The organism is Azospirillum sp. B21, assembly GCF_008364825.1.
Classification (GTDB): domain Bacteria; phylum Pseudomonadota; class Alphaproteobacteria; order Azospirillales; family Azospirillaceae; genus Azospirillum.
Genome location: NZ_VTTO01000028.1, coordinates 24,680 through 46,877, shown reverse-complemented (window position 1 = coordinate 46,877; position 22,198 = coordinate 24,680). Strand labels below are relative to the sequence as shown.

General features: G+C 63.1%; 20 protein-coding genes and 1 pseudogene. 6 read left to right on the top strand and 15 right to left on the bottom strand.

Features of this window, described 5'->3' with window-relative positions:
* Positions 1 to 71 precede the first annotated feature (71 nt).
* Positions 72 to 1,619: pseudogene (locus FZ983_RS31895) on the top strand (OB-fold nucleic acid binding domain-containing protein); the annotation flags it as partial.
* Between the two features lie 332 nt (positions 1,620 to 1,951).
* Here the strand turns inward: FZ983_RS31895 and FZ983_RS31890 are convergent.
* The 4 genes from FZ983_RS31890 to FZ983_RS31875 form a co-directional block, all read right to left on the bottom strand.
* Entirely contained in the window at positions 1,952 to 2,533 is a 582-nt protein-coding gene (locus FZ983_RS31890) for a hypothetical protein (RefSeq protein WP_149228744.1), read from the bottom strand.
* Between the two features lie 112 nt (positions 2,534 to 2,645).
* Positions 2,646 to 3,026, bottom strand: coding sequence for a hypothetical protein (locus FZ983_RS31885; RefSeq protein WP_149228742.1), 381 nt, complete (start codon positions 3,024 to 3,026; stop codon positions 2,646 to 2,648).
* Positions 3,027 to 3,128: 102 nt separating this feature from the next.
* Positions 3,129 to 3,545, bottom strand: a complete 417-nt coding sequence (locus FZ983_RS31880; protein WP_149228740.1) for a hypothetical protein — start codon at positions 3,543 to 3,545, stop codon at positions 3,129 to 3,131.
* Between the two features lie 19 nt (positions 3,546 to 3,564).
* A complete protein-coding gene (locus FZ983_RS31875; RefSeq protein ID WP_149228738.1) occupies positions 3,565 to 4,041 on the bottom strand; it encodes a hypothetical protein in 477 nt (158 codons plus the stop codon).
* A gap of 55 nt (positions 4,042 to 4,096) precedes the next feature.
* Here FZ983_RS31875 and FZ983_RS31870 point away from each other — a divergent pair, with 55 nt between their 5' ends.
* Positions 4,097 to 4,327 carry a hypothetical protein gene (locus FZ983_RS31870; RefSeq protein ID WP_149228736.1) on the top strand — a complete coding sequence of 77 codons (231 nt, stop codon included), beginning with the start codon at positions 4,097 to 4,099 and terminating at the stop codon, positions 4,325 to 4,327.
* A gap of 444 nt (positions 4,328 to 4,771) precedes the next feature.
* Here the strand turns inward: FZ983_RS31870 and FZ983_RS31865 are convergent, their stop codons facing one another.
* A complete protein-coding gene (locus FZ983_RS31865) occupies positions 4,772 to 9,304 on the bottom strand; it encodes a strawberry notch-like NTP hydrolase domain-containing protein (protein WP_149228734.1) in 4,533 nt (1,510 codons plus the stop codon).
* Between the two features lie 492 nt (positions 9,305 to 9,796).
* Here FZ983_RS31865 and FZ983_RS31860 point away from each other — a divergent pair, with 492 nt between their 5' ends.
* Positions 9,797 to 10,333: a hypothetical protein gene (locus tag FZ983_RS31860; protein WP_149228732.1), complete on the top strand. Its 537-nt coding sequence runs from the start codon at positions 9,797 to 9,799 to the stop codon at positions 10,331 to 10,333.
* 100 nt (positions 10,334 to 10,433) lie between these two features.
* Here FZ983_RS31860 and FZ983_RS31855 read toward each other — a convergent pair whose 3' ends face one another.
* From FZ983_RS31855 to FZ983_RS31820, 8 genes are all read right to left on the bottom strand, one after another.
* Entirely contained in the window at positions 10,434 to 11,216 is a 783-nt protein-coding gene (locus tag FZ983_RS31855; protein ID WP_149228730.1) for an XF1762 family protein, read from the bottom strand.
* Positions 11,217 to 11,253: 37 nt separating this feature from the next.
* Positions 11,254 to 11,595, bottom strand: coding sequence for a hypothetical protein (locus FZ983_RS31850; RefSeq protein WP_149228728.1), 342 nt, complete (start codon positions 11,593 to 11,595; stop codon positions 11,254 to 11,256).
* Positions 11,595 to 12,446, bottom strand: coding sequence for a hypothetical protein (locus tag FZ983_RS31845; protein WP_149228726.1), 852 nt, complete (start codon positions 12,444 to 12,446; stop codon positions 11,595 to 11,597). The genes FZ983_RS31850 and FZ983_RS31845 overlap by 1 nt, the downstream gene beginning before the upstream one ends.
* 251 nt (positions 12,447 to 12,697) lie before the next feature.
* The gene (locus tag FZ983_RS31840; RefSeq protein ID WP_149228724.1) at positions 12,698 to 13,282 is read right to left on the bottom strand and encodes a hypothetical protein; all 585 of its coding nucleotides are present in this window, start codon (positions 13,280 to 13,282) and stop codon (positions 12,698 to 12,700) included.
* The gene (locus tag FZ983_RS31835) at positions 13,279 to 13,695 is read right to left on the bottom strand and encodes a hypothetical protein (RefSeq protein ID WP_149228722.1); all 417 of its coding nucleotides are present in this window, start codon (positions 13,693 to 13,695) and stop codon (positions 13,279 to 13,281) included. The genes FZ983_RS31840 and FZ983_RS31835 overlap by 4 nt, the downstream gene beginning before the upstream one ends.
* A complete protein-coding gene (locus tag FZ983_RS31830) occupies positions 13,695 to 14,435 on the bottom strand; it encodes a hypothetical protein (protein ID WP_149228720.1) in 741 nt (246 codons plus the stop codon). The genes FZ983_RS31835 and FZ983_RS31830 overlap by 1 nt, the downstream gene beginning before the upstream one ends.
* 109 nt (positions 14,436 to 14,544) lie before the next feature.
* Positions 14,545 to 14,913 carry a hypothetical protein gene (locus tag FZ983_RS31825; RefSeq protein ID WP_149228718.1) on the bottom strand — a complete coding sequence of 123 codons (369 nt, stop codon included), beginning with the start codon at positions 14,911 to 14,913 and terminating at the stop codon, positions 14,545 to 14,547.
* A 166-nt stretch (positions 14,914 to 15,079) separates the two neighbouring features.
* On the bottom strand, positions 15,080 to 16,339 hold the full coding sequence (locus FZ983_RS31820) for an AAA family ATPase (RefSeq protein ID WP_247884065.1): 1,260 nt from the start codon (positions 16,337 to 16,339) through the stop codon (positions 15,080 to 15,082).
* 392 nt (positions 16,340 to 16,731) lie between these two features.
* On the opposite strand from FZ983_RS31820, the gene FZ983_RS31815 reads away from it, so the two are divergent.
* Positions 16,732 to 17,481, top strand: a complete 750-nt coding sequence (locus tag FZ983_RS31815; RefSeq protein WP_149228716.1) for a hypothetical protein — start codon at positions 16,732 to 16,734, stop codon at positions 17,479 to 17,481.
* Positions 17,482 to 17,560: 79 nt separating this feature from the next.
* Here the strand turns inward: FZ983_RS31815 and FZ983_RS31810 are convergent, their stop codons facing one another.
* Positions 17,561 to 17,848 (bottom strand): hypothetical protein, encoded by a 288-nt coding sequence (locus FZ983_RS31810; RefSeq protein ID WP_149228714.1) that lies wholly within the window; start codon positions 17,846 to 17,848, stop codon positions 17,561 to 17,563.
* An 89-nt stretch (positions 17,849 to 17,937) separates the two neighbouring features.
* Positions 17,938 to 18,993, bottom strand: a complete 1,056-nt coding sequence (locus tag FZ983_RS31805; RefSeq protein ID WP_149228712.1) for a phosphoadenosine phosphosulfate reductase family protein — start codon at positions 18,991 to 18,993, stop codon at positions 17,938 to 17,940.
* Positions 18,994 to 19,183: 190 nt separating this feature from the next.
* Between FZ983_RS31805 and FZ983_RS31800 the strand changes: the two genes are divergently transcribed.
* The gene (locus FZ983_RS31800; RefSeq protein WP_149228710.1) at positions 19,184 to 19,669 is read left to right on the top strand and encodes a MucR family transcriptional regulator; all 486 of its coding nucleotides are present in this window, start codon (positions 19,184 to 19,186) and stop codon (positions 19,667 to 19,669) included.
* A gap of 168 nt (positions 19,670 to 19,837) precedes the next feature.
* Complete coding sequence (locus FZ983_RS31795; protein ID WP_149228708.1) at positions 19,838 to 22,021, top strand: ATP-dependent RecD-like DNA helicase; 2,184 nt, start codon at positions 19,838 to 19,840, stop codon at positions 22,019 to 22,021.
* The last annotated feature ends 177 nt before the right edge of the window (positions 22,022 to 22,198 follow it).

The window sequence follows — 22,198 nt, the reverse complement described above, 5'->3', positions numbered from 1 at the left end:
GCAAGATGGCCTGATGGGCGTTGGCGGGCTGCTGCAGCCGCCTTCTTGGTCTCGATCAAGTTAATGTGACGATGCCGCTGGGGATGCTCGGCTGCATGCGCTGGGCCTTCGAGCTGCTGGAGGAGCACAAGGGCATCCGCATGGACTTGGCGGGCATTCCAGCTGAGGACCCGTCGACCTACGCGATGATCAGGAAGGCCGACACACTGGGCGTCTTCCAGATCGAAAGCCGCGCCCAGATGGCCATGCTGCCGCGGATCAAGCCGCGGACCTTCTACGACTTGGTCATCCAGGTGGCGATCGTCCGGCCCGGTCCGATCCAGGGCGACATGGTGCACCCCTACCTGCGCCGCCGCGAGGGGCTGGAGCCGGTGGACTATCCCACGCCCGAGCTCAAAGCGGTCCTGGGATCGACGCTTGGCGTTCCGCTCTTCCAGGAGCAGGCGATGCGGGTGGCCATCGAATGCGCCGGCTTCACGCCCGGCGAGGCTGACCAGCTGCGGCGGGCTATGGCGACCTTTAAGCTCACGGGTGGTGTCAGCAAATTTTCGAGCAAGCTGGTCGACGGCATGGTGGCGCGCGGCTACAGCCGGGAGTTTGCCGAGGGTACCTTCAAGCAGTTGGAGGGGTTCGGGTCCTATGGTTTCCCGGAAAGCCACGCAGCGAGCTTCGCGCTGATCGCCTATGCCAGCAGCTGGATGAAGTGCCACCATCCCGAAATCTTCACCTGCGCCCTGCTGAACGCTCAGCCCATGGGCTTCTATGCGCCGGCGCAGATCGTTCGGGACGCGCACGACCACGGCGTCGAGGTCCGGCCGGTCGACGTCAACTCCTCGCGTTGGGACTGCACGTTGGAGCCAGCGGGGCAGGGCAGGTTGGCCGTCCGCCTCGGACTCCGGCTGGTGAGAGGGTTGGCCAACGCCGCCGGCGCTGGGATCGTCGCCGCCCGCGAGGACCGTCCCTATGGCGACGTTGAGGACCTATGGCGCCGGGCGGGTGTGCCGGTCGCGGCACTACGCCAACTGGCGGCCGCCGATGGCTTCGCCGGTATGGGGCTTACGCGTCGAGAGGCTGCTTGGGCCATCCGGGCGCTCCGGGATGAGGCCCTGCCGCTCTTCGCGGCCGCCGGGGATGCGCAAGAGGTGGTGGAGCCGGAGGTCACCCTCAGGCCGATGAGCGAGGGCAGGGAGGTGGTCGAGGACTACACGATGACGGGCTTGAGCCTGCGCAGCCATCCCGTCGCTCTCCTGCGCCAGGACCTGAGAGGGCAGGGCATCATCCCCTGCGCCGATCTCGCTCGCACGCGGGATGGACGCAGAGTGACGGTGTCTGGACTGGTGCTGGTCCGGCAGCGGCCGGGATCGGCCAACGGGGTGTTGTTCCTGACGCTCGAAGATGAAACCGGCGTCGCGAACATCGTTGTTTGGAAGAAGCTCTTCGAGCAGCGGCGGCGCATTATCCTCGGAGCCAGCATGCTAGCGGTGAAGGGCCGCGTGCAGATCGAGGGCGAGGTCATCCACCTGATCGCGGAGCAACTGGTCGATCAAACGGACCTACTGCGGTCGGTTGGAAGTAGGGAGATGCCGACGCAGCCTGCCGGCAGGCCTGCACGGGTGTAGCGTCACCAAGGTTCAGGCTGCTTTGTCGGGCCACGGCCATGGCATGGTTTGGCTAACGCTTTCGACCGGCAGGCCACAGCCGGTATCGACGGCCACGAGGCGCAGGCCGGCAGCGTCTGGCAGCCCCTCCACCAGTTGAATCGCTCGATCGGCCGACATGGCTCGAACGTGCCAGACGACGGTGGGGATCTCTGAGCCCGCTGGAAAACCCTTAACCCCAAACAGGCGCATCAAGTGCTCCATCATAGATTGGTTGCTGATGCGACTATACTGTAGCTAGGTCTGCCGATCGATGCGCACAAAGGTCTTGTTTTTGGTCATGCGCCACCGGTCTAGCGCTTTGCTATGTAACCCAAGTGCCATACCCGATACCCTTGATCTTCGCTGTTATGACATAGAGGCGCTCTGATGGCATTATTCTCAAAGAACCAGCACGGGTATATTTTACCTAACGTATTCTGCCATTCCTTTTTTACCATCGGCAGGCCAATGGTCTCTGCGACCTCAGCGGCAATCATATCTTCGTCTCTAACATCTATCCAAAAATACCTGATCGACTGAGCCTTCCGCCCCTTTGACAATGGGGAGAAATCGACGCTGTAAGGAGAGTATAGGTAACGCACGACACATCGTAAACTAAGGCGGTCTTGTGTCTTGCCATTCACGCTGTCTTGATGCAGCCGCTCTATAACTTCATCACAAGGAATTTCCGAAAGTACTCTGCGAACATCCGCTTCCGACATTCCAGGGCGCACACGCTGCAAATACTCCTTTGCGTATCCGTCGGCGAGCGCGTGAGGAATACTCGCTGCGATTAGCAGAGCCGGTAACACAAAGAGCCGCAATGCCACCATCACCTCCAACGTGGAAATAGAACACACATAACTTTTGTTATGGAAATAAACGCCACTCATGCGACATCGCATAATGAACCGACACTATTCCAGATGTAGCTTCGCCATGCGATAAAAAATGGGCCGCTGCATGAAGTCAGCGGCCCAAGTCTAACGAGGACGGCGTGGAATTCTATACAGCAGGCTGCGATAACGCCGGCTGGACGAGCGCAGCGGGCGGGATTGCCCAAGGCCCGGAGGCGAGGTCATCCTCCCAGCGACCCCATTTGCCAAGGGCCTGGGACACCCGTTCGACGGTCAGGTAGTACGTGTGCCGATCATCCATGCTCAGCTCTGCCGTCCCATCGCGCAGAAACCAGCGCAGATGCTTCGCCTGCCACTGAAAGGGGCCGATCTCGTACTGGCGCCAGATTGACCCAGCGATCTCGGCCGACAGGTACTGGACCAACTCGGCATCAGCGGGGCGCTCCCGGTGAAAGGTGCCCTTCAGAAGTGCTGTGACTTGGCCACGGGCGTGGGCTTCGCTGATTGGGTTGGCGAGGGATTTCCTCATCGGCGCGCTCCCGAGTGTCGAGCCACGACGATACGGTAGAAGGCTTCGCCTGCGCGCCGGAGAAAGGCAGCGGAAATCATCGCCTTTCCGGTCGGTCATCGTTCAGGGGGTTTTGGCGTCAGGCGGCGCGATCAGCTCGTCGGCAAGGTCGAGGACGTCATCCCACTGGGGCCTTGTCGATTTGGACAGGCGATGTCGGACGGCCAGCTGGCCCAGTGTCACCTCCTCGTCCTCGTATTGGATCGGCACGTCTGCGGAGCGCACCAGGGCGCCGGTGATGCCGCCGTCGGCGTGATCCTTCCAGACCAGCAGAGCGAGCCAGCGGTCGCCGGCGGCATTGTGGACCTCGAAGGCGAACAGCTTCTCAGGGCCAGGGCGTTCGGTGCCGGCCCAGAGTCCCTCCCCTGCATCCCCGATCATCTCGTGCACGAAGCTGCCGTAACCGGACAGTGCGGCCAGCAGGGCGGCCAGATCGTCTTCGAACGGGCGCATGGCGTTCTCGGTGTTTAAGCTGGACAACGACAGATCTCCTTGATGCTCACGCGCCACGGCGGGGGCGCGGGTGGATGAAGGGTTGGGCGACCGCGTGAGGAACGAACACCATCGCTATGTCCCTCTTTCCGTCGCGGTGCCGTCGGTGAATGCGATGCAGGCCGTCGATGACCTGCGTGGTGCCGCCTGCCATGCCGACGGTGAGGATCGGCACCTCAGCTTCGGCGGGTGTCATGGTGGCGATCCGGCGTTCATCGCGCTCGAAGAGGGCGACATGGGTCAGCAGCGCCTGATCCAATGGGACCAGCTCAGGGGGGAACTTGGACGGTGCGGAGCGCACCAGCGCCAGCAAGCCCTCAACATCGTAGATCTGATCCTCGAAGATGAAGCTGCGGCCGGTGATCTCGGGGATGTCCTCGTCCAGCACCAGAGCCCGGTGCCGCTCCTCCAGGTGCCGGCGCAATCCGTCCTCCGTCTTGTACGGACGCCGGCACTGAGGACAGATCAAGTTGCTCGTGAGCATGGTTGAACCTCGGGTGTGATGACGGTTCCGGCCCGTACCCCAGCCGGAGAAGGTGTTGTGCCGCGACGCCGGGCGCGGCCTGGATGAGCCGCACGATGAAATCGTGGTCTTCCTGCCCATCCAGCAACTCCACCGGCAGAGCGCGTCCCAAGCGCAGATGCGAAAGCAGGAGTTCGCGCCAGTCCGCTGCGGCCTGTTCGATGGTTCCGGCGTCGGTGTCCGACCGGGAGGCCCCCAGCCGGCATTCGAGGAAGCCGTCGAGAGTTGGAAGCGGCGGCTCGGTTGACCTCACCCCCTCTGCCGGAGGCTTGGGCCTGACCAGGGCGAGGAAGCGTAGGAACGCGACCAGCTCTGTCGATGACGCGGCGGCAAGCCTCTCCTGACGGCTGATCGTGGACCGCGCTACCGGTGTGCCGCCCAGGAAGTGCAACAGCGCCGCCATGCCAAGCTGGGATTCGATCCCAAGTGCCTTGCGCAGGGCTCGTAGCTCAGGCCCGCTGGCCTGCCCCAGGCCGTAGTTCGTCGCCATGTTTCGTATCCATTCCTATCCAGGGTCGGGGTGCGATCCTGGCCGGCTCCCCTGCCCTCCTCGCCTTCCCGCCGCACTGGCGTTCGACCGCGACATTCGAGGGACGGAGGTGGCGGAGAGGGGGCGAGTTGATTCCCTCCCCTGCTCCTTCGGGGAGCCGGCGGAACCTGCCCGAAGTGCCGGACAGGTTCCTTTCCTGACTTAGGCCGCTTCCGCTGCGTCGGCGTCGTCCTCAGCCACCGGCGCTACCCGGAGAAGCGCGGTCATCACCGACGCATCGGCGGTCGGGACGAAAAGGCGCGTCGCGTACTGGACAATTTCGCGCCGGCAGCCAAGGTCGGCCAGACGCTTGATATCCGACGGCTGGAACCCAACGACCTCGATCCGATACTCGCCGTTGACGCGGGCGCGCTTGAGCTTCCACCCGTTCACCAGATCCAGCCGCACATCGGTAAGAACCGCGTCAATGGCCTCTTCCGGGGTCCAGGCCGTGTTCAGATCGGCGCCCAGCTTCGCCAGGGTGGAACGCACGCGTCCGGGATGGATCAGGCGACCAAGGTACTGAGCGCCCGTTTCGTCGATCACGCGGAAGACCCGGCCCCCGGCATCCAGGCGGTCCCAGACAGGGAGCAGAACGCCGCAAATGAGGTTCAGATCGTAGCCTTGCAGCTCCTTCGTCGCCCTTGCCTGTTCCAGCCACAGGCTTTCGGCTTCGCTGCTGGACAGGATGGCGAAGGCCTTAGCTGATGACAGGTTACGAGCTTCCTCGAAGCGTTCCGAGTAGGGGCCGATAAGCCGGACTTGCGCTATCACGTTGCCCGATTCATCGGTCCGAGCGCGGGCCGTGGCGACCGCGAACACCGCCCCCGTGGCGATCTCGCGGACGAAGCCGGTAACCTCCCGCCGCTTGCCACCCATCCGTCCGTCGGCAACGGCATGGAAGGACCGGGGCGTGCGGCGGTGCCATGCCCGGAGGTGAACGTAGTAGGTTTCCGCCTTGGACGACGGCTCGACGTACACAGTCCGCGGCGGGCTCACCACTTCGATGCGATCCGCCCGGTATTCCTCGACACCCTGGTTATAGATCCCGGCATCAATCGCCGCCTGAACGTGCTCATCAAGGCGATCTTGGAATTCATCGAAAAGCGCGTTCTGGTCGGCCACCTTCAACGCCAGCAGGCGGTTAAGGAATTGGCGCACCGGAGGGAAGCTGTTGCGAGTGAGGTTCCCTTCCCTATCGGTCAGCCGCAGCCCCAGTTTGCGCTCAAACTCGGCCATGGTGAGTCCGGCAATCGTGCCGCCAATGTGCAGTTCGAGGATGATCTGATTGATTGCCGCCGTGCCGTATTCGCCTTCCAGATTGTCCCGCTCCGACATCAGCCCTTGGCTGCCGGTGTCGCGCTGCCCCTTCGTGAGAGCGCCAAGCGCTCCCAGCCGGCGGGCGATGGACGTAATAAAGCGCAGTTGGCCGCGAAGATTGGTCGTGACCAAGATGTATTCCGGGGCCTGCGCTTGATCGGAGCGGTGGGTGCGACCCAGGGCCTGGGTGCATTCTTTCGCATTCCACCCCGCCTGCAGCACGTAATGACGGCGCAGACGACGGTTCGGGATTTGATTGGACGCGTGAAAATCCACGCCCGTGTTGGCGGCATTGCTGAAAATCAGAATGCGCTTATTGTCGTTGGCGAACGCTTCCATGTCGGCGAGGCGGGCGCCCTCGCTCCGGGATTGGATCTGGCGCGTCGGCAGACCCGTTTCCGGATCGGCCAGCGTTACGACCCGGCGGGACCGGCCCGTAATCTCGGCCACTGTCTCCACGCCGAAATGGTCGATGATGGCTTCCAGCGGCCCGTGCGGCACCTTGAGGAAGCCGACGCGGGCCAGCATGTCGTCACGCATCTTGACCGCTTCGGCACACACGACGCGGTTCCCGGCTTCGTCGATCACAGGGCGGGTCCGCGTGTTGCCCTCTTCGTCGGTGTATTCCTCGTAGGCGTGGACGGGGAACGACGCCTCCAAATACTGCATCAGAATGTCACGAGGCGTCAGGTCCAGATCATCGAGAGCTTCCATGGCGCCCTCCTTGGACAGGGCGCGTTCCTGCTGGGCTTCCAGGGTATTCACCAACTGGACGACCACGGCATGACCGGCGGCAATGTCGCGCTCCATTTCGCGGACGGCCGTCGGCAACTGCATAGACGTCAGGACTTGGTTCCAGAAGCGCTGGTTGGACCCCCAGAATGCCGACAGGGCGGCGCTCCGGGCGCCGGCGTCTGACTTGGAACCCGCTGAATCCATGGCGGCATCGAGGTTGGAAAGCACGACTTGCCAGGCATCAGCCAAGGTATCGTAGGTTTCCAATTGAGCCGGAGCCAGTTCGTGAACCAGGCGCTCGAACTTCACGTCGGCGTACGACAGCGAGCGAGCCGAGAACAAGCCCATGGCCTTCAAATCGCGCGCGACAATCTCCATTGAGGCTACGCCGCCAGCCTCGATGCGGGATACGAAAGCCTCTTTGGTTGGAAACGGGGTGCCCGGCCCATAGATTCCGAGGCGATCAGCGAAGCAGAAATTGCGCACCTCGGATGCCGCGGTGGCGGAGATATAAACAACACGCGCCTTTGGGAGCAGACGTTGAATGTCGATTCCCGCCAAGGCCGTTTGAGACGCTTTCGTACGGCCCCTCTCACCCTTTTCGTCCATGGCGTTGCCCATTTTGTGGGACTCGTCCATTGCAAGAACGCCCTCAAAATCGGAGCCCAGCCAGTCGACGATCTGCTGAACCCGGGATTTACCGGGGCGGTTCGACCGCAGTTCTCCGAACGAAACGAGCATCACGCCATGCGGCGCCTTCACCGGCTCCCCCGCCGGGGTGGCGCGCAAGGGGAACACCAGGGCCGGATCGCCGCCCAGAGCCTTGAAGTCGCGCTTGGCAGCCTTCAAGAGTTTGGTGCTGTCCTTCGTCAGCCAGACATGGCGTTGAATGCCCTTGTGCCAGTTATCCAAAATAACTGCGGCTATTTCGCGCCCTTTGCCCACCCCTGTTCCATCGCCGATGTAATAAGCACGGCGCCACGGGACGCCATCCGTATGTGCTTCCAGCCATTGGGCGTGCGCTTGACCTGCGTAGCAAACGACTTCCAGCTGTGCAGCCGAGATTTTTCCTTCCGCGATCACGTCTTCCGGGAAGCTGGGCACATACCAGATTTCCGGCGGCGTGACCGCCGACATGGCCCAGCTTTCCACGAGCTTTCCCGGATGCGGGGCCGGCGTGGGCAGGCCCAGCTTGGCAGTGTCCAGGCGGGCCGGACGATAAGCGGCAAAGCGGCTATCCGCGCCGTCACCGTCGTCGTCCACCTTGGACGTGCGGCGCACCGGGGCCAGGAGGCGGATAAGCTGTTCCAGGGTGTCCGCCTGCCCGATGACCGGCGCGGTGTTGTTCGCCGGAACCTTGTCGATCACCACGACGCGGGTTTCGATGCTTGTTCCGTGAGCCTTGTAGAGCGCACCCCCCACAAGCAGGTTGGCCCGCACGGCGTATTTGGAGCGGATGCGCGTGATCCAGGAGCCCCGATTGCTGGCGGCTCCGGTGTTCTTGCCGGTGATGCAGACGAGGCGGCCACCGTCCGGGAGCAGCTTTAGCGCGGCCTCGACGTGTTCGCCGGCCACCGAGAGGTCCTTTTTGTCGCCCGTGCGGATCGACCGGCTAAAGGGCGGGTTCATGAGAACCACGGTAGGCGTCAGCTTGCCCGCAAAGATGTTGTGGACCTGTTCGGCATTCTCCCCGGTGGGCTCGTAGCCGAGCGCCCGCAGAACCAGCTTGCGACGGTTGGCGATCTCGTTGACGTGGACCTTGGCTCCGGCATTGGAGGCGTGCACCGCAAGCCCCCCGTTCCCGGCGCTGGGCTCAAACACAACGTCGCCCGCGGTAATGCCCGCAGCCCAAGCCAAAGCGTATGCGTAGGCGGGAGGCGTCGAGAACTGTTGCAGCGCCAGCATTTCGCCATCGCGGCGGGTCTGGGTGGGGAGCAGAGCCGCCGCCGTCTCGATTTCCGATGCGATGCGAACAGCGCTGTCCGCGTCAACGTCCAGGGTCCAGACGGCAGAGTTGGCGCGAATGTGGCGGTTCATCGCCAGCTCCGACGCCTCATAGGCGTCCTTGGCGACGTAAGCGCCAGCGCCCATGGTTCCGCCGAACGCTTCGTCGGCCAGCTTGAAAAGCTCCGCCGACGACATGGCCGCCCCGGCGGTGATCCGTTCCAGGAGGCGATCGGCAAGCAGCGCGTAGCCGCTCACCATCGCTTCGTCGGAAGCCGCCGATGCGGGCGGCGGAGGCTCGTCCGGAGCGCTGTCGTTGGCCGGGGGGTTCCACGCCATTGCGGCCAGCGCCGAGGCATCCAGCGTGCGCACGGTGGACGCCTGTTGCGCCAGAAGATCGCGACGGTACTTCACCACGCCCACGATGCCGGCATTCTCATTTGCGAGCTTGAGCAGCACCTTACGCAGGTATTCGCCGGCGGTGTTCAGAACGGGCATTGGCGAGGCAGCATGGGCGGGGTCAACAACAAGAACCTCACACCGAATGACCTCGACGTTGAGAGCCGTGAACATGCCGGCGGGCGTGCAGCGAACCTCGATGCCGAAGCCGCGAGGCAGCGTGCCAGCCTGGACGGCGGCGCCAACGCTGGAACGGTAGCGGTTCATGACAAGCGAAAAGTCGGGAGCGGATTGCATGCGGGAGCCTCTGCGGGCGGAGTGTGGGGAACACAGCGCCGTTATATCGTACACAGCGCAGGGGCGCAACAATAAATGAAGCGTAACGCTGCACTTTAATAGATGATGTCTGTGAACTTAAGGTTCATCCAATGTCGCGGTTGGACGATGAGCCAGTGTAAAGCCTCTCAGGTTGAAAGGAAGCAGGAAGTATGTCTCTCGAAACACTTGATGTCCCAGTTAGACGCTGGCTTGCCCGGTTATTCCTGGTTGGGAAGCTGCTGGTAGCGCCAAAGTGCAAGCTGCGTCAGATCTGGCGCAGGTCACGCACGGGCGAAGGCGGAAGAGCATCACCCAGCGGCAGCGGCAGCTAGTCGTCTGCAGCCCAGAGAACCGCCGCGGCGACTGCGGCAATCTCCGCAACTCTCCATCGCGTGCTCTGGAAATCGCCTCTCATGGAACCGCTTGTCTGAGCCTCCGTTCAGATGAGGGCGTTAACCCCAGGATGGAACTATGTCGTCTTCGCATCGCAAGATCATGATCAACAGGGCACCGGTGTTGACGCTGTGGGCTACAGTGGTCGCGGAACGGCTTGGTCTGGACCATGATGAAGCTCTCACCATGGGCAAGGCGCTATCGGGCCTCACAGCGCATGCCAAGGGCGTCCGGCTGGGAATTTTCGAGCCGACCCCAGAGACGGTGAGCGATCAGCGCAAGGCGCTCCAGGATGGCGACGAGATCCACCTCCACCTCATGGGACGGTCGATCCCCACCGTGCACACCAAGGACGGCTTGCGTGCGGTCCGTCAAGGCAAGCTGATCACGCCGGCGAGCGTGAACCGGTACTTGGCCGGGAAGTTTGGGGACGACCTGGAGGATGTGCGTCAGGCCATGACGGTGCTGGCCCACTCATTGCCACCGGCGGACCTCGCACGGCAGGCGTTCCGGATGTATGAGGCGTTCCGGCCCGACGTGAAGGCTGGCACCGCCGGCTGGGGCGCCGAGGGCGAGTTGGACTTGGCGAAGCTCGCCCCGGCTGCCCGTTCGTGACGGACGATATGCGCTCTGCACGGTCGGTCTCTCCGTGTCGTGCTTCGACGCAGAGGAGCCGCGGCGAGCCCGGCGTGCAGAGTATGCATGCGCCGCTCCCTCAGTCTTGGAGTGCCGGACGTGCCGCCTTGAGGTCGCGTGCCCAGCGGACCTTCGGTACCAGGGGCGTCTTGTCGACCCTCTGGCGGCTCCGGCTGTTCCAACTCTTCGGTCGGGTTACATGCTCGGGTTTCCAGCGGGCGTAGCGGAGGCTCATGCCGGATTCCGTCGAGAGCGTGTATGTGATTATGCGGTCGAACCCCCTCCGAGCAGCCTCAGAGGCCGCCCAGGCATAAAGGGTCGAGCAGGCCTTGTACCGAAGCGTGTCCGGCAGGCTCCTATCAACGCACAGCCGGTTAACCTCCACCCAGGTCGTCTGCGGCAGCATCCGAGCTACCGGGCGCCCAACGGAAACGACGCCCACCAGCGTGTGTCCATTCCAGACGCCAGCCCCATAACGCCAACAGACCGGAGGTGGGCAGTGATCGTGGTGGCGCTGGACGAAGGCTTTCATCCTGGAAAAGGCGATGGGCGCGACTTCCAACTCGCAATCCAAGAGCAGCTGCCCGTCCTGATCGGCCACCCGACGCAGCCGCTCAGCGCCCAAGTGCTCCGCCGCTTGCAGGTTCTGCAGCAGGGCCGTGCGGAAGTCCGGATCGGCCATCTCATAAACCAGTTCCTCATAGAGCAGGTGGCAGCAGGTGGAGATCATGAAGGAGTGATCCGACCAGATTTCGGCCAGTTCCACGACCTGCGGCTCGCCGCAATGGATGCACGTCGGGATGGTGTAGTCGCGGTCGAAGTCGATGGCGAGCTGCCGATCACCCTTGCACAGCATGTTCATGGCAGAGTCCGGGTGTAGCGCGACCGTGCGGCGGCGCTCATACCGGGTCTCCCTTGCTCAGCTCGGCCTGGAGGGCCTCGTCGGACTTGTCCGCGCAGGATGGGCACTCGCCATCGTAGGCGTCATCGCTGGACGCGCCGCGGCCATGGCAGGTGCGGCAGACGTCTTCATCCTCATCGTCGTCCCTGGGGGGCGGCCCGCCGGCGATGGTGCAGTTCGTCTGCTCTGGCTGCGGTGCGCTGAGGTCGGTGCCGGTGATCGCAGTGCCGACAATGTTCGGGCCGTCCGTGTCGGACCGTGCCCTGAGCGCCTTGTGCAGCGCCGCGGCCGTCGCGGTGTCCGGCGCATCGATGTGGGTCACGAAGCTGACGCGCGGCATCACGCGGCTTCCTTGTTGCCGCTCACCTTTGCGAGCAGCCTCGTGATGTCCCGCTCCAGCCCAATGAAGTCGTCGACCTGTGGGGTCGGTGTCTTGTAGCCGGCCATGGCGGCGATGGTGGGTAGCGCGTCCGTCAGCAGAGCGAGCATATGCGGCAGGTGAACCAGCATGGCGCGGCCGTCCGCGCTGTCGAACACCGCGCGCTCGGCCTCGGTGAGGAAGCGCATGCCGTTGTCCTCCAACGAGAAGCCATCGGGATCAACGTCCCTCTCCTGGCCGTCGGACATGGACACGACGCGATAACCGTCGGCGCTGCTGGCATCCACCTTCCAGCCATCGATCAACGTGCCGTCCTTGAAAGCCTGTTCGGCGGCTTTGCGCGCCAACGCGGCCAGAGCCTCCTCGTCCGTGTCCGCCGGCACCACAAGGGCCACCGTCGAGCGGCCATAGGCCTGCATGGTCATGGCATACTCCACGGAGAGCGATACCGTGCGAGTAGCCCGCGCCCCGGCAACCAGTTCCTCGGTCAGATCGTCGAGGTCTGCGAGTCCGAAAAAGCTCTGCAGGTCGGCCGCGTCCACATCCACCTCATAGGGGCCGCTGTGGGCGTTCAGTTCGGCGGTGCCTTCGGCCAGGAAGTCGTTATCCGGACTGTCGGGAAGAGCCCGAATTTCATCGGCGCTCAGTTCCAGCACCTTGTTGGTCACGTCGATCCGGCTCGCGCCGTCGATGTCCACGGCGTGATCATTGACCCAGGCCTGCGGTCGGAACGTCGCGAACAGGCGCTTGTCGATAGAGGTGGCCGCAATCGGAGCGGTCATGGCGGTGGCCAAAATTTCGGGTGCAGGCATAGCTGCGGTCGCCTTGTATATTGGGGAACGAGGCAAATGTATCGTACACAGCGCATAAAACAACCCAAAAAAAGCAGCGCGCGCCGGGATTATTTACCGTTATTCTGGATCTCTACGAAGTCTGGCTCTGACGCAGAGTGAAATCTGTGGTTCCAATTGTCTATGTGGGACAACGAACAACAAACACCAGCGGCCACGCCTTGGAAGACGTGGCCGATGTAATTTCGCCTTTCGCCCGCGATTACCGGGTTCTAGCCCGTCGACGGTTGGGCGAGCAGCGCAAGTGCTCCCTCCCCTCTTTCTGTGAGTGCCCACGGTTCAAGCCACGCTCTCTTGCCCGGCGAGTGCCGGACGACGCCCAATGCAGCGAGGGTCCGGGCCAGACGCCAACGGCTGTTCCGCTCCCGGCCCCAGACAAGCGGTGCCGAGGGATCAGCCTGGATCGCGGCCAGGGTGCGGAGCTGCTCAGCGTCCAGCACCGGTCGCCACGGAGCATTGGGATCAAACGGCTCCAGCTGGCGCAATTCCATCATGCGCTCGCGCGGTTTGCGCTCACGCCCGATGGGAGGGAACTCGACATAGCAGTGGTCATCGAAGGGTGATCCGCAGAGACGCCGGATCGTCCCAGCGCGGCCGGTCATATTGTCTCCCATGACTCGGCTATCGTAGGTGCAGACGACGCAGCTACCCTCCCGAAACCAGTTGGCCGCTTCCGCGTAACGGGCTTTACGGTCCTTCGTGTAGAACCCGAGGCAAGTGCCAGTCTTGCAGCGGCCGTCGAAGCAATAATCCACTGCATCAGGCGGCTGGTGACGGGCAAAACGGGAGCCGGTCATTCGGCCAGCCCCTCGCGCTGGCTCCGTGACCGCACACCGAATTGCTCGAAGCTCATGCGCGTTCCGCCGATGGTGCAGAGCCGCCCATGCACCACGCTCTGGTCGACACCGTAAGCACGAGCCTCCTGCAGAACCTCTCGGTAGATCTGCCGATCCAGCGTCGGAGCGGCTTGGCCATCGCGCCAGATAAGGAAGTGGCCGATCCGCCAGTCCCGCGTCACGCGCCGGCCAAGCGCCCCGTCGTACACCCGGCGTCGGGTGACGACGACGGCTACGAGCCAGCGGCCTTCAACAAGGGCGTCGGGTGCCGCTATCCATGACGCCAGTGCGGCCCGCGTAGCCATCGGCTCGACCATCGGCATGTCGTCGCCTGGAAGGTACCAGACAGGGGATGAGGGGCTCTGCATCGCCATCAGTCCTCCGCTTTGCGCAGTCTGGCCGTCATGGCGTTCCAGTTCGCGAAGTGCGCAGCCGCGGTGACACCGAAGGGCCGCTCCGTCACATGCCAGTCCAGCCAGTCATCCGTCTCGCCGGGAACCGGGTGCGCGCAGCCGAACTGCTCGGCCCAGGCCTTTGCATCGTCGAGCAGCTTCGTTTCCCACTTGGTGCCCTTGGGAGCCTTCGGGTGGGTGGCGTAGCCATTGGGACCGCCCTGACCGCGATTGTCGGCGAGTAGAACCGGCTTGCCGTCATAGGTGATCGTCGCCGTAAAGCACGGCGTCTCCTCGCTCAGAGCCTTGACCTCGCGGTAGTTCGTGACGGCCCATCTGTCCATGTCCGAGGGCGGATCAACCGGCAGGGGGTGGTTGGACCGGTGGTAGAGGTAGGCCGGACCACGGCTTTCCTGACGCCCCCCATCCAGGACGACGACGACGTTCTCTCCGCCCTTGCTGACGACGCCGTACACCATCGCCCCCTCATGTTCGTATTCGACACGGGCTCCCTTCTCGAGCGTCAGGTTCGCCATGAAATCGTGCAGCTTGGACGGGATGGGCACCTTGGACGGGGTGAAGACGGCGGGACCGCCGGTGAAAACTTCCAGATCGTCGGTGACGACGGAAACCTTGGCCGCGACCTTGAACACAATGGCGTTTACCGTCTTCTTGGTCTTCGGGTGGGTCAGGCAAACGCGGTCGCCCTTGCTGTGTGGCATGGTGCGGTTCTTTCCAGGGATGAGGGGCTGTTGGGCGGTGTGGGGAGCGGTGGGATGCGGTCGGCGGCTGGCGTTCGGGATGGGAAAACGGGCAGCCGCCAACCGGCTCTTACACCGGGCGAAGAGAGGAATTTTCGAAGGACTTAAGCCGGACCGAGGCGGGAGCGCCGGTCAAGGCGAGGCCCGAGTGGGGTCGGCGACGGACGCTGAAAGGTTCAAGGCCGGGCGGCACAACGGTATCCATCACAAGGCGGAAGTCCGCCACCGGCAGGACGATCTCCTCGCGCGTGTCTTCCAAAACCACGCGGCCAAACCTCATACCGTCTTTGGTGTCGAAGCTGCTTTTCAGAATGCAGCGCCGCCCTTTGTGTTGGCCTTCCTCAATGATCCAGCGAATGTTCGTGGTTTGCCAAAGCGGGAGCTTCTGCGGGCCGAAAAGGTCGGATTGAGAGCCGGGCGGCGGATGAATAGTAGGCATTGGAGCCTCGGACGTGTTTGGGGAACACAGCAACGATATCGTACACAGCGCATGACCGCAACGAAATAATGCGCCCTGTACGATAGATTTTGCGGGCCGAAGCTGGTACAAGCCTTGGCGTTTTCGCTGTGCTGGTAGGACGAGGAGCGGCGCGGGTTCGTGTAGATCAGGCAGCGAGCTGCAATTCGCAGTCATCGAACACCGGCATATTCCACCGGCCGCCAAGGTCTTCTCTCAGGAGGAGCACCAGTTCGTCGCTGGCGCGAGTGACCGCGGTATAAAGCCAACGCCAGCGGTCATCGCGAAAGACGCGCGAGTCATCAATGACCGTCACGCTGTCCCATTCACTGCCCTGTGCTTTGTGGACAGTTAGGACATAGCCAAAGTCGAATTCCTCAATACCTTTTCTAACCTTAGGGCGGGTGATGCTGTGATTAAAGTGCTGTTGGAACATCCATGGTGACGTGGGTAGGTCTTTGCGCCTTTTCGCCTCATCCTCAATCAGGACCGAAAGGTTGAAGACGCCCTCCCCTTTCTCAAAGCCCTGCTCGGCGTCGGCCGTCATGATGCCCATCATGCCGTTGAATAGCGCTGCGTCGCGGTTGTTCTTGCAGCACATGACGGGCTCCCCCCGCATTGGCATCGGGCCGGAGAACCCGTGCAGCGCACGCAGGCGGCTCGTGTAGGCAAAGCGGACTTTGTGAACCCCGCACAGCGTCTGCGTTGTACGGCGGGCGACGAGGCGCTGGGTCTGGGGAGTGAGCGGGAGAACGTGGGCCGAGCCGGCGGACCCGAAACGGCGCGGCAGCTCGCCATTGCGGATCATGGTCGCCAGCCGGATGATCGGGCTTTCCTTGGCCTGCCGGTGGATCTCGCGCAGGAGGAAATCGGGGGCGGTCTTCGTAAATGCGCCGGCGCCGCTTACGGGCGGAAGCTGGTACGGATCGCCGAGGACCAACACCTTCTTCCCGAACATCAGGATGTCATTGGCCAGCCGCTCGTCGATCATCGAGCATTCGTCCAGCACGATCAGGTCCGCCTCTGCGGCCGGCCCGTCGATACGGGAAACGAAGTAGATTTCCCCCGTCTCCTCGTCCTCGCGGGGTTCGTAGATCATCTGGTGGATGGTCGTCGCGTCCTTGACCCCCTTCTTGCGCAAGATGTGCGCAGCCTTCCCGGTGTAGGCACCGGAGGCTACCTTCTTGACCTTGTTCCGCTCTTTGAGGCGTTCGATCACCTTGTTGGCCGTGTACGACTTGCCGGTTCCAGCGCCACCGCCGAGAAAGTAAACCTGGGGAGCACGCTTGTCGCTGTACCAGCCTTCAATCGCACGGATCGCACCGAACTGTTCGTCGCTGGGCGAGGTCTCATCGTAAGTGTTTTGCGGGATCATCGCGGCGGCCATTCGTTTGACCAAGGAGAGCATGGTAGGGGCTCCGTAACGACTCAATGAATTTAAGCCCGTTACGGGATTTTCCGCAAGGCGCGAAAGCAACGACTGCGAGAAATATTGCTCTCCGTCCGAGTAAAACGGTAGAATAGCGCTCCCTGCCCTTCCGATTTCCTACCCGGACAATGAAGCTCAAGAACCTCGCCTTGCCCGCCATCGCCCTACTGACGCTTGCGGGATGCACGCCGCTCGTGGTCCTAATGACGCCGTCACCGCCGCCTGGCCTGCGGTCGTCAGACCGGCCGCCGGCAGAAGTGAAGCGTCAAGTGCCTGCCTCCGCCGGCCAGGATCAGGCCCCGGTCCAGCATCCCATCCGGTAGGAGAAAACAGTGGCTAGAGGCGACGTCACTAGGAAGAAGATTGCAGGGATGAGCCCGGCGGAGCGTGTGTCGCTCGCCGAGAAGAAGGCGTCCGAACTCTGGCGCTTCATCGGGAGTCTAGCCCAGACCCACGGCAACAATCAAATCGTCAACGCAACGAACCGGCTATCCAGTCAAATTGGGCGTTCGTATGCCGGACACGCCTTCTTCGATTTCCAACAGGCCATCCTCTATATGGAGCTGGCGAAGTTGACAGCCCTATGGGATCGCCCTGACCTAGGAAAGTTCAGTATACCGACTGTGATCGCACTGATTGATGAGCCGAAAGTGCTGCGCATTCTTTACCGCCGCCGGCTTTTCGAGCGGTTGGAGCTGGAGCGAGTGTTCCGGCGCAATCACCGCGAGGAGTTCGCCTTCGAAGAACTACAACAGCACTGCCATGTAATCCGAGTTGGCGCTATAGAAGCTGCCCGGCGGTCATACCGTAAGCAACTCCGGATTGGAATGGGGGTTGGCCGGGCGGTGATGGAGTCCAAGCGTTTGCTGTCCATCCGTGACTTTCGGGATCGTTACATCGCCCACAACCTTGATGCCGATGATCCCGGCATTGCGGCTAGACCCTACACGGCGCCGAAATTCGGTCAGGAGCGGCGCTTGCTCATGACGACGTGCCGCGTCACGGACGCGCTGAACGGGGTCATTCGTGGGGCGGGCTTCCAATTCGAGAGCCTGCTAGGGGACGGAAAAAGGAACGCCGGCTACCTGTGGGATGGGTGTCGGTTCACAGCCATTCGATAGCCCAAACTCATAGGGCTCAGCGGCTGTGGCTTAAGAGGCGAACCCCAACGCGTCGGGTTGGAACTGGCGGAGTGCGGCCTTAGTCGATTCCCTTGGTGTCCGAGCGAGACAAGGGCTCCATGCTCCGGCGCTCGTTCGCCTCGTCGACCGCCTGGTTGAATGCACGACGCATCATCCAGATGTCGCGCCAGAACGCCGTATAGCGGAAACCCAGCCATGCCAGCAGGACGGCCGCGATGACCGCGCCCGAGATCAGGGTCGCTGTGTGCAGCCAGGGGAGTAGCTGGCTCGACACGACCAGAGCGCACATGCCGATGGCGATGACACTCAGTGCCAAACGGTTGCGGTGGTTGTTACGGTAGGACATCGGGCTGCACCTCTCGCCGGGAGCATACCCGGAGAGGAGGCCATCCGACAGGGCGAAGTGGGGCTCACCAGAAAGTGGCCCCTGGGCGGTCAGCAGGGGCCGGCGTTCTCGCCGTATGCGCCCTTCGGCAGGTGCCAGTCCGCGGTAGCCACGCGGATCGGCCCTTCGTAGGTGCGGGACATGGCAATGCGGACGATCTCCGGATCCATGTCATAGGCGCGGCCGCGGTCGGCACGCTGGGTGACCGTCTCGTCCCGCTGGATGGTGTGCCCCAGTCGCCCCTCCATCCCAGAGATCACGCCGAACATCTCAGGCGCCGCAACGCGCAGACTGGCCCATTGCGACGGCGAGCCATAGATGCAGCCGGCGCAAGATGCCCGCCCCCAACCCAGGTGGTAGCAGGGATGAGCTACAACCCCATGTCGCCTGACGATTGCCCAGACCTCCTCGTCACTCCAGGCGTGCACGGATCGCCAGACGTGGACTGTGCGGTTGGCCCGTCTTCCAGGTGCGTTGCAGCGGTGATTCTCAAATGGCAGGTACTTGGCCCTGTTAGCGCTTTCCGCTGCCCGCTCCCCTGTCATCACCAGGACCCGCGTGCCTCGGAACCTCTTTTGGTTGTTGATCGCTATGGACATGACATCCACTTTCAAACCACCACTGCACCAGCGAATGCGCAGATTGGGCGATAGCGCTGGCCAGCGCCGCCGGGTCGCGATTTCGCCGCGCTCCCCGCCGGCCACCTTCACGCCATCGGGTGTTTCGAAGGCCACGGGCGCGATCATGGCATTACTCTTCAAGAGTTCACGCTTGAAGCCGCCGATCCGCCATGAGAAGTATATGCGCAAACCAAAAGCTGCAGCGAACTTCCGGCAATAATCTGCCGTCACCGGCCAGTCCATGAAATTGCCTTCGTCCTCACGGCCGTCAACATCATGGTGCCACTGTTCAATTTTTGCAGGATCAACACCACGCTCCAGCAGGTCAAGAACCATTGCCACGCTATCTTTGCCCCCGCTGAATGCTATAAGGAAATGGTCATAGCTTGCCAAGTCCGGTTCGAAGAATGGAACCGAGACGGGTCCAAACGCCGAGGCCGGAGCTGAGGCGGTGTCGGAGAAGATGTCCAGCGTGTACTGGAACATGGGTGGGCTCCGGAATTGTGGGGGAGTGGCGCTGATGAAACTGATAATATCGTACAGAGCGCATAGCTCAAGAAGAAAAATTGTAACTCTGGATTTTTTCTTTGCGGCACTGGTGCTGTGATGGATATCGTTCTTCGTGATTTTTGACGGATCTCATCACCGTCTTGCACCGACAGTGGAGACACTTTGAATGTCCGAGCAGAACCATGAAGATCGCTTTGACCAAGCGGGCCTGGTGCAGATCACCGCCAAGATTGCGTCCGCGTACCTGAGCAACCATACCCTGGCAGTGGCTGAGATCCCTGCGGTGCTGCGCGGGATCTACGGGGCACTCTCCACCGCGATCAGCTCCTCATCGGTGCAAGCTGAGGTCCAGCAGCCGGCCGTCCCAATCAAGCGTTCGGTGGCGCCAGACACGATCACCTGCCTGGAGTGCGGGCAGAAGAACAAGCTTCTCAAGCGTCACCTGCGCGTCGAGCACGACCTGGCGCCCGACGAATACCGAGCGAAATGGGGCCTGGCACCGGAGTACCCGATGACGGCCCCCACCTACGCGGCGGCTCGATCGGAGCTGGCAAAGGGCATGGGGCTTGGGCGTCGCGCTCAGACACCTGCGCCAGTGGCACCGGAAAAGCCGACAAGGCGTGGCCGTGGTCGTGGCAAGGCGGCCCCCTGAGGTCGAGGTGATACTGGGGAGCGACCAGATGACCGCCGTCGCCTGGAGGGTGCTGGTGATCCCGGTCCCTTCGAACAAACCAGCGTCTTGGAAGACCTGGATGACGGGACAACCACGGCGGAGCTGACAATTCTGGCCTCACGATCGGGAATCCAGCACACTCACAGCATGAGCGGGCAAGCCATCGCGTCATCGACGGAGTCCCTGGCCGGGCTGGTGGAGCGCGTGACCTTCCACAGCGCCGAGACCGGCTTTTGCGTGCTCCGGGTGAAGGTCCGCGGACATCGGGACTTGGTTGTCGTCGTCGGACATGCGGCGATGATCTCGGCCGGGGAATGGATCCAGGCGAGCGGCAGCTGGGTCAACGATCGCACCCACGGTCTCCAGTTCAAGACCACCTTCTTGAAGGCGACGCAGCCCACCACGCTGGAGGGCATCGAGAAGTACCTGGGCTCCGGGATGATCAAAGGCATCGGCCCGGTCTACGCGAAGAAGCTCGTCAAGGCATTCGGCGAGGCCGTGTTCGACCTCATCGAAGCCGAACCCAGTCGCCTGCGCGAGGTCACGGGCATCGGGCCCAGGCGGGCCGACCGCATCGTCAAGGGATGGGCCGACCAGCGGGCGATCCGGGAGATCATGCTGTTCCTGCACGCCAACGGCGTCGGGACCTCCCGGGCCGTCCGCATCTACAAGACCTACGGACAGGAGGCGATCCAACTCATCACCGAGAACCCATACCGGCTGGCCCGGGACATCCGCGGCATCGGCTTCAAGACCGCTGATGCCATCGCCGCCAAGCTGGGCATCGAGAAGACGGCCATGGTCCGCGTCCGGGCGGGTATCGGCTACGCGCTGGCCGAGGCTATGGACGAGGGGCATTGCGGCCTGCCGGTGGAGGAACTGGAGAAGCTGGCTAGCGACCTCCTGGAGGTCGGCACCGATCTGGTGGCCGAGGCGCTGGCGGACGAGCTTCGTGACGGCGCCGTCATCGCCGATCAGCTGGAGGGCAGGGACTGCGTCTTCCTGGCTGGGCTGTACCGGGCCGAGCAGGCCATCGCCGCCCGGCTGCGGGGGCTCGCGGGCGGGACGCTGCCCTGGCCCGCCATCGACATGGAGAAGGCGCTGGAGTGGGTGGAGGGAAGGACGGGACTGACGCTGGCGCCGAGCCAGCGGGAGGCTGTCCGACTTGCCCTGGCTTCCAAGGTCATGGTCATCACCGGCGGCCCCGGCGTCGGCAAGACGACCCTGGTCAATTCCATTCTGAAGATCCTGGCCGCCAAGCACATCCGCATCCTGCTGTGCGCCCCGACCGGCCGGGCGGCCAAGCGGCTCTCCGAGAGCACCGGGTTGGAGGCCAGGACCATCCACCGGATGCTCGCCTTCGACCCGGCTGCCGGAGGCTTCAAGCACAATGAGGAGAACCGGCTGGAATGCGATCTGCTCGTCGTCGATGAGACATCCATGGTCGACGTGCCCCTGATGAACGCGCTGCTGAAGGCGACCCCCGACAGGGCGGCCCTGATCCTGGTCGGCGATGTCGACCAGTTGCCGTCGGTGGGGCCGGGGCAGGTGCTGGCCGACGTGATCGCATCCGGCGCCGTGCCCGTGGTGCGCCTGACCGAGGTGTTCCGGCAGGCGGCTGCGAGCCGCATCATCGTCAATGCCCACCGCATCAACCAGGGCCAGATGCCGGACTTGGCGCCGGTCGAAGGTTCGGACTTCTACTTCGTCGAGGCGGCGGAACCGGAGATTGGTGTTCGCAAGCTCATCGAGGTCGTCAGGAACAGGATCCCGAAACGCTTCGGCCTCGATCCCGTACGCGATATCCAGGTGCTCTGCCCGATGAACCGAGGGGGCCTCGGCGCCCGGTCGCTGAACGTGGAACTCCAGGCGGTCCTGAACCCACCGGGCGATGCCAGGGTCGAGCGCTTCGGCTGGACTTACTGTGTCGGCGACAAGGTGATGCAGACCGAGAACGATTACGAGAAGGAGGTCTACAATGGAGACCTGGGCGTCATCACCGCCATGGACCCGGAGAACAGCGAACTGCTGATCGACTTCGACGGCCGTGAGGTCGCTTACGACTTCGGCGAACTGGACAGGGTATCGCTGGCCTACGCGACGACGATCCACAAGAGTCAGGGCTCGGAATACCCGGCCGTCGTCATCCCGCTGGCGATGCAGCACTGGAGCATGCTCAGGCGCAATCTCGTCTACACCGGCGTCACCCGCGGGAAGCGACTGGTCGTCGTCGTGGGCCAGCGGAAGGCGCTCGGGATGGCGGTGCGGGCACGGCAGGAGGGGCGTCGGTGGTCGAAGCTGAAGGAGTGGCTTCTCGCAAAAGCAGCCTGACCGTTATGGGAACGCCTTCCGGCTCCAAGAGGGTACGGGCGCTTCGTCAGTTTCACCTCCCCGTCGAACGCCAGATCGGGCCGGCTTCCGGTAGCCGTTGATCTCAGAACAATGGGAGTTGCACCTTGCCGCCATCGTCCGCGTGGCGCCGTGCTGCCTGCACAGCGGCATTCTGGG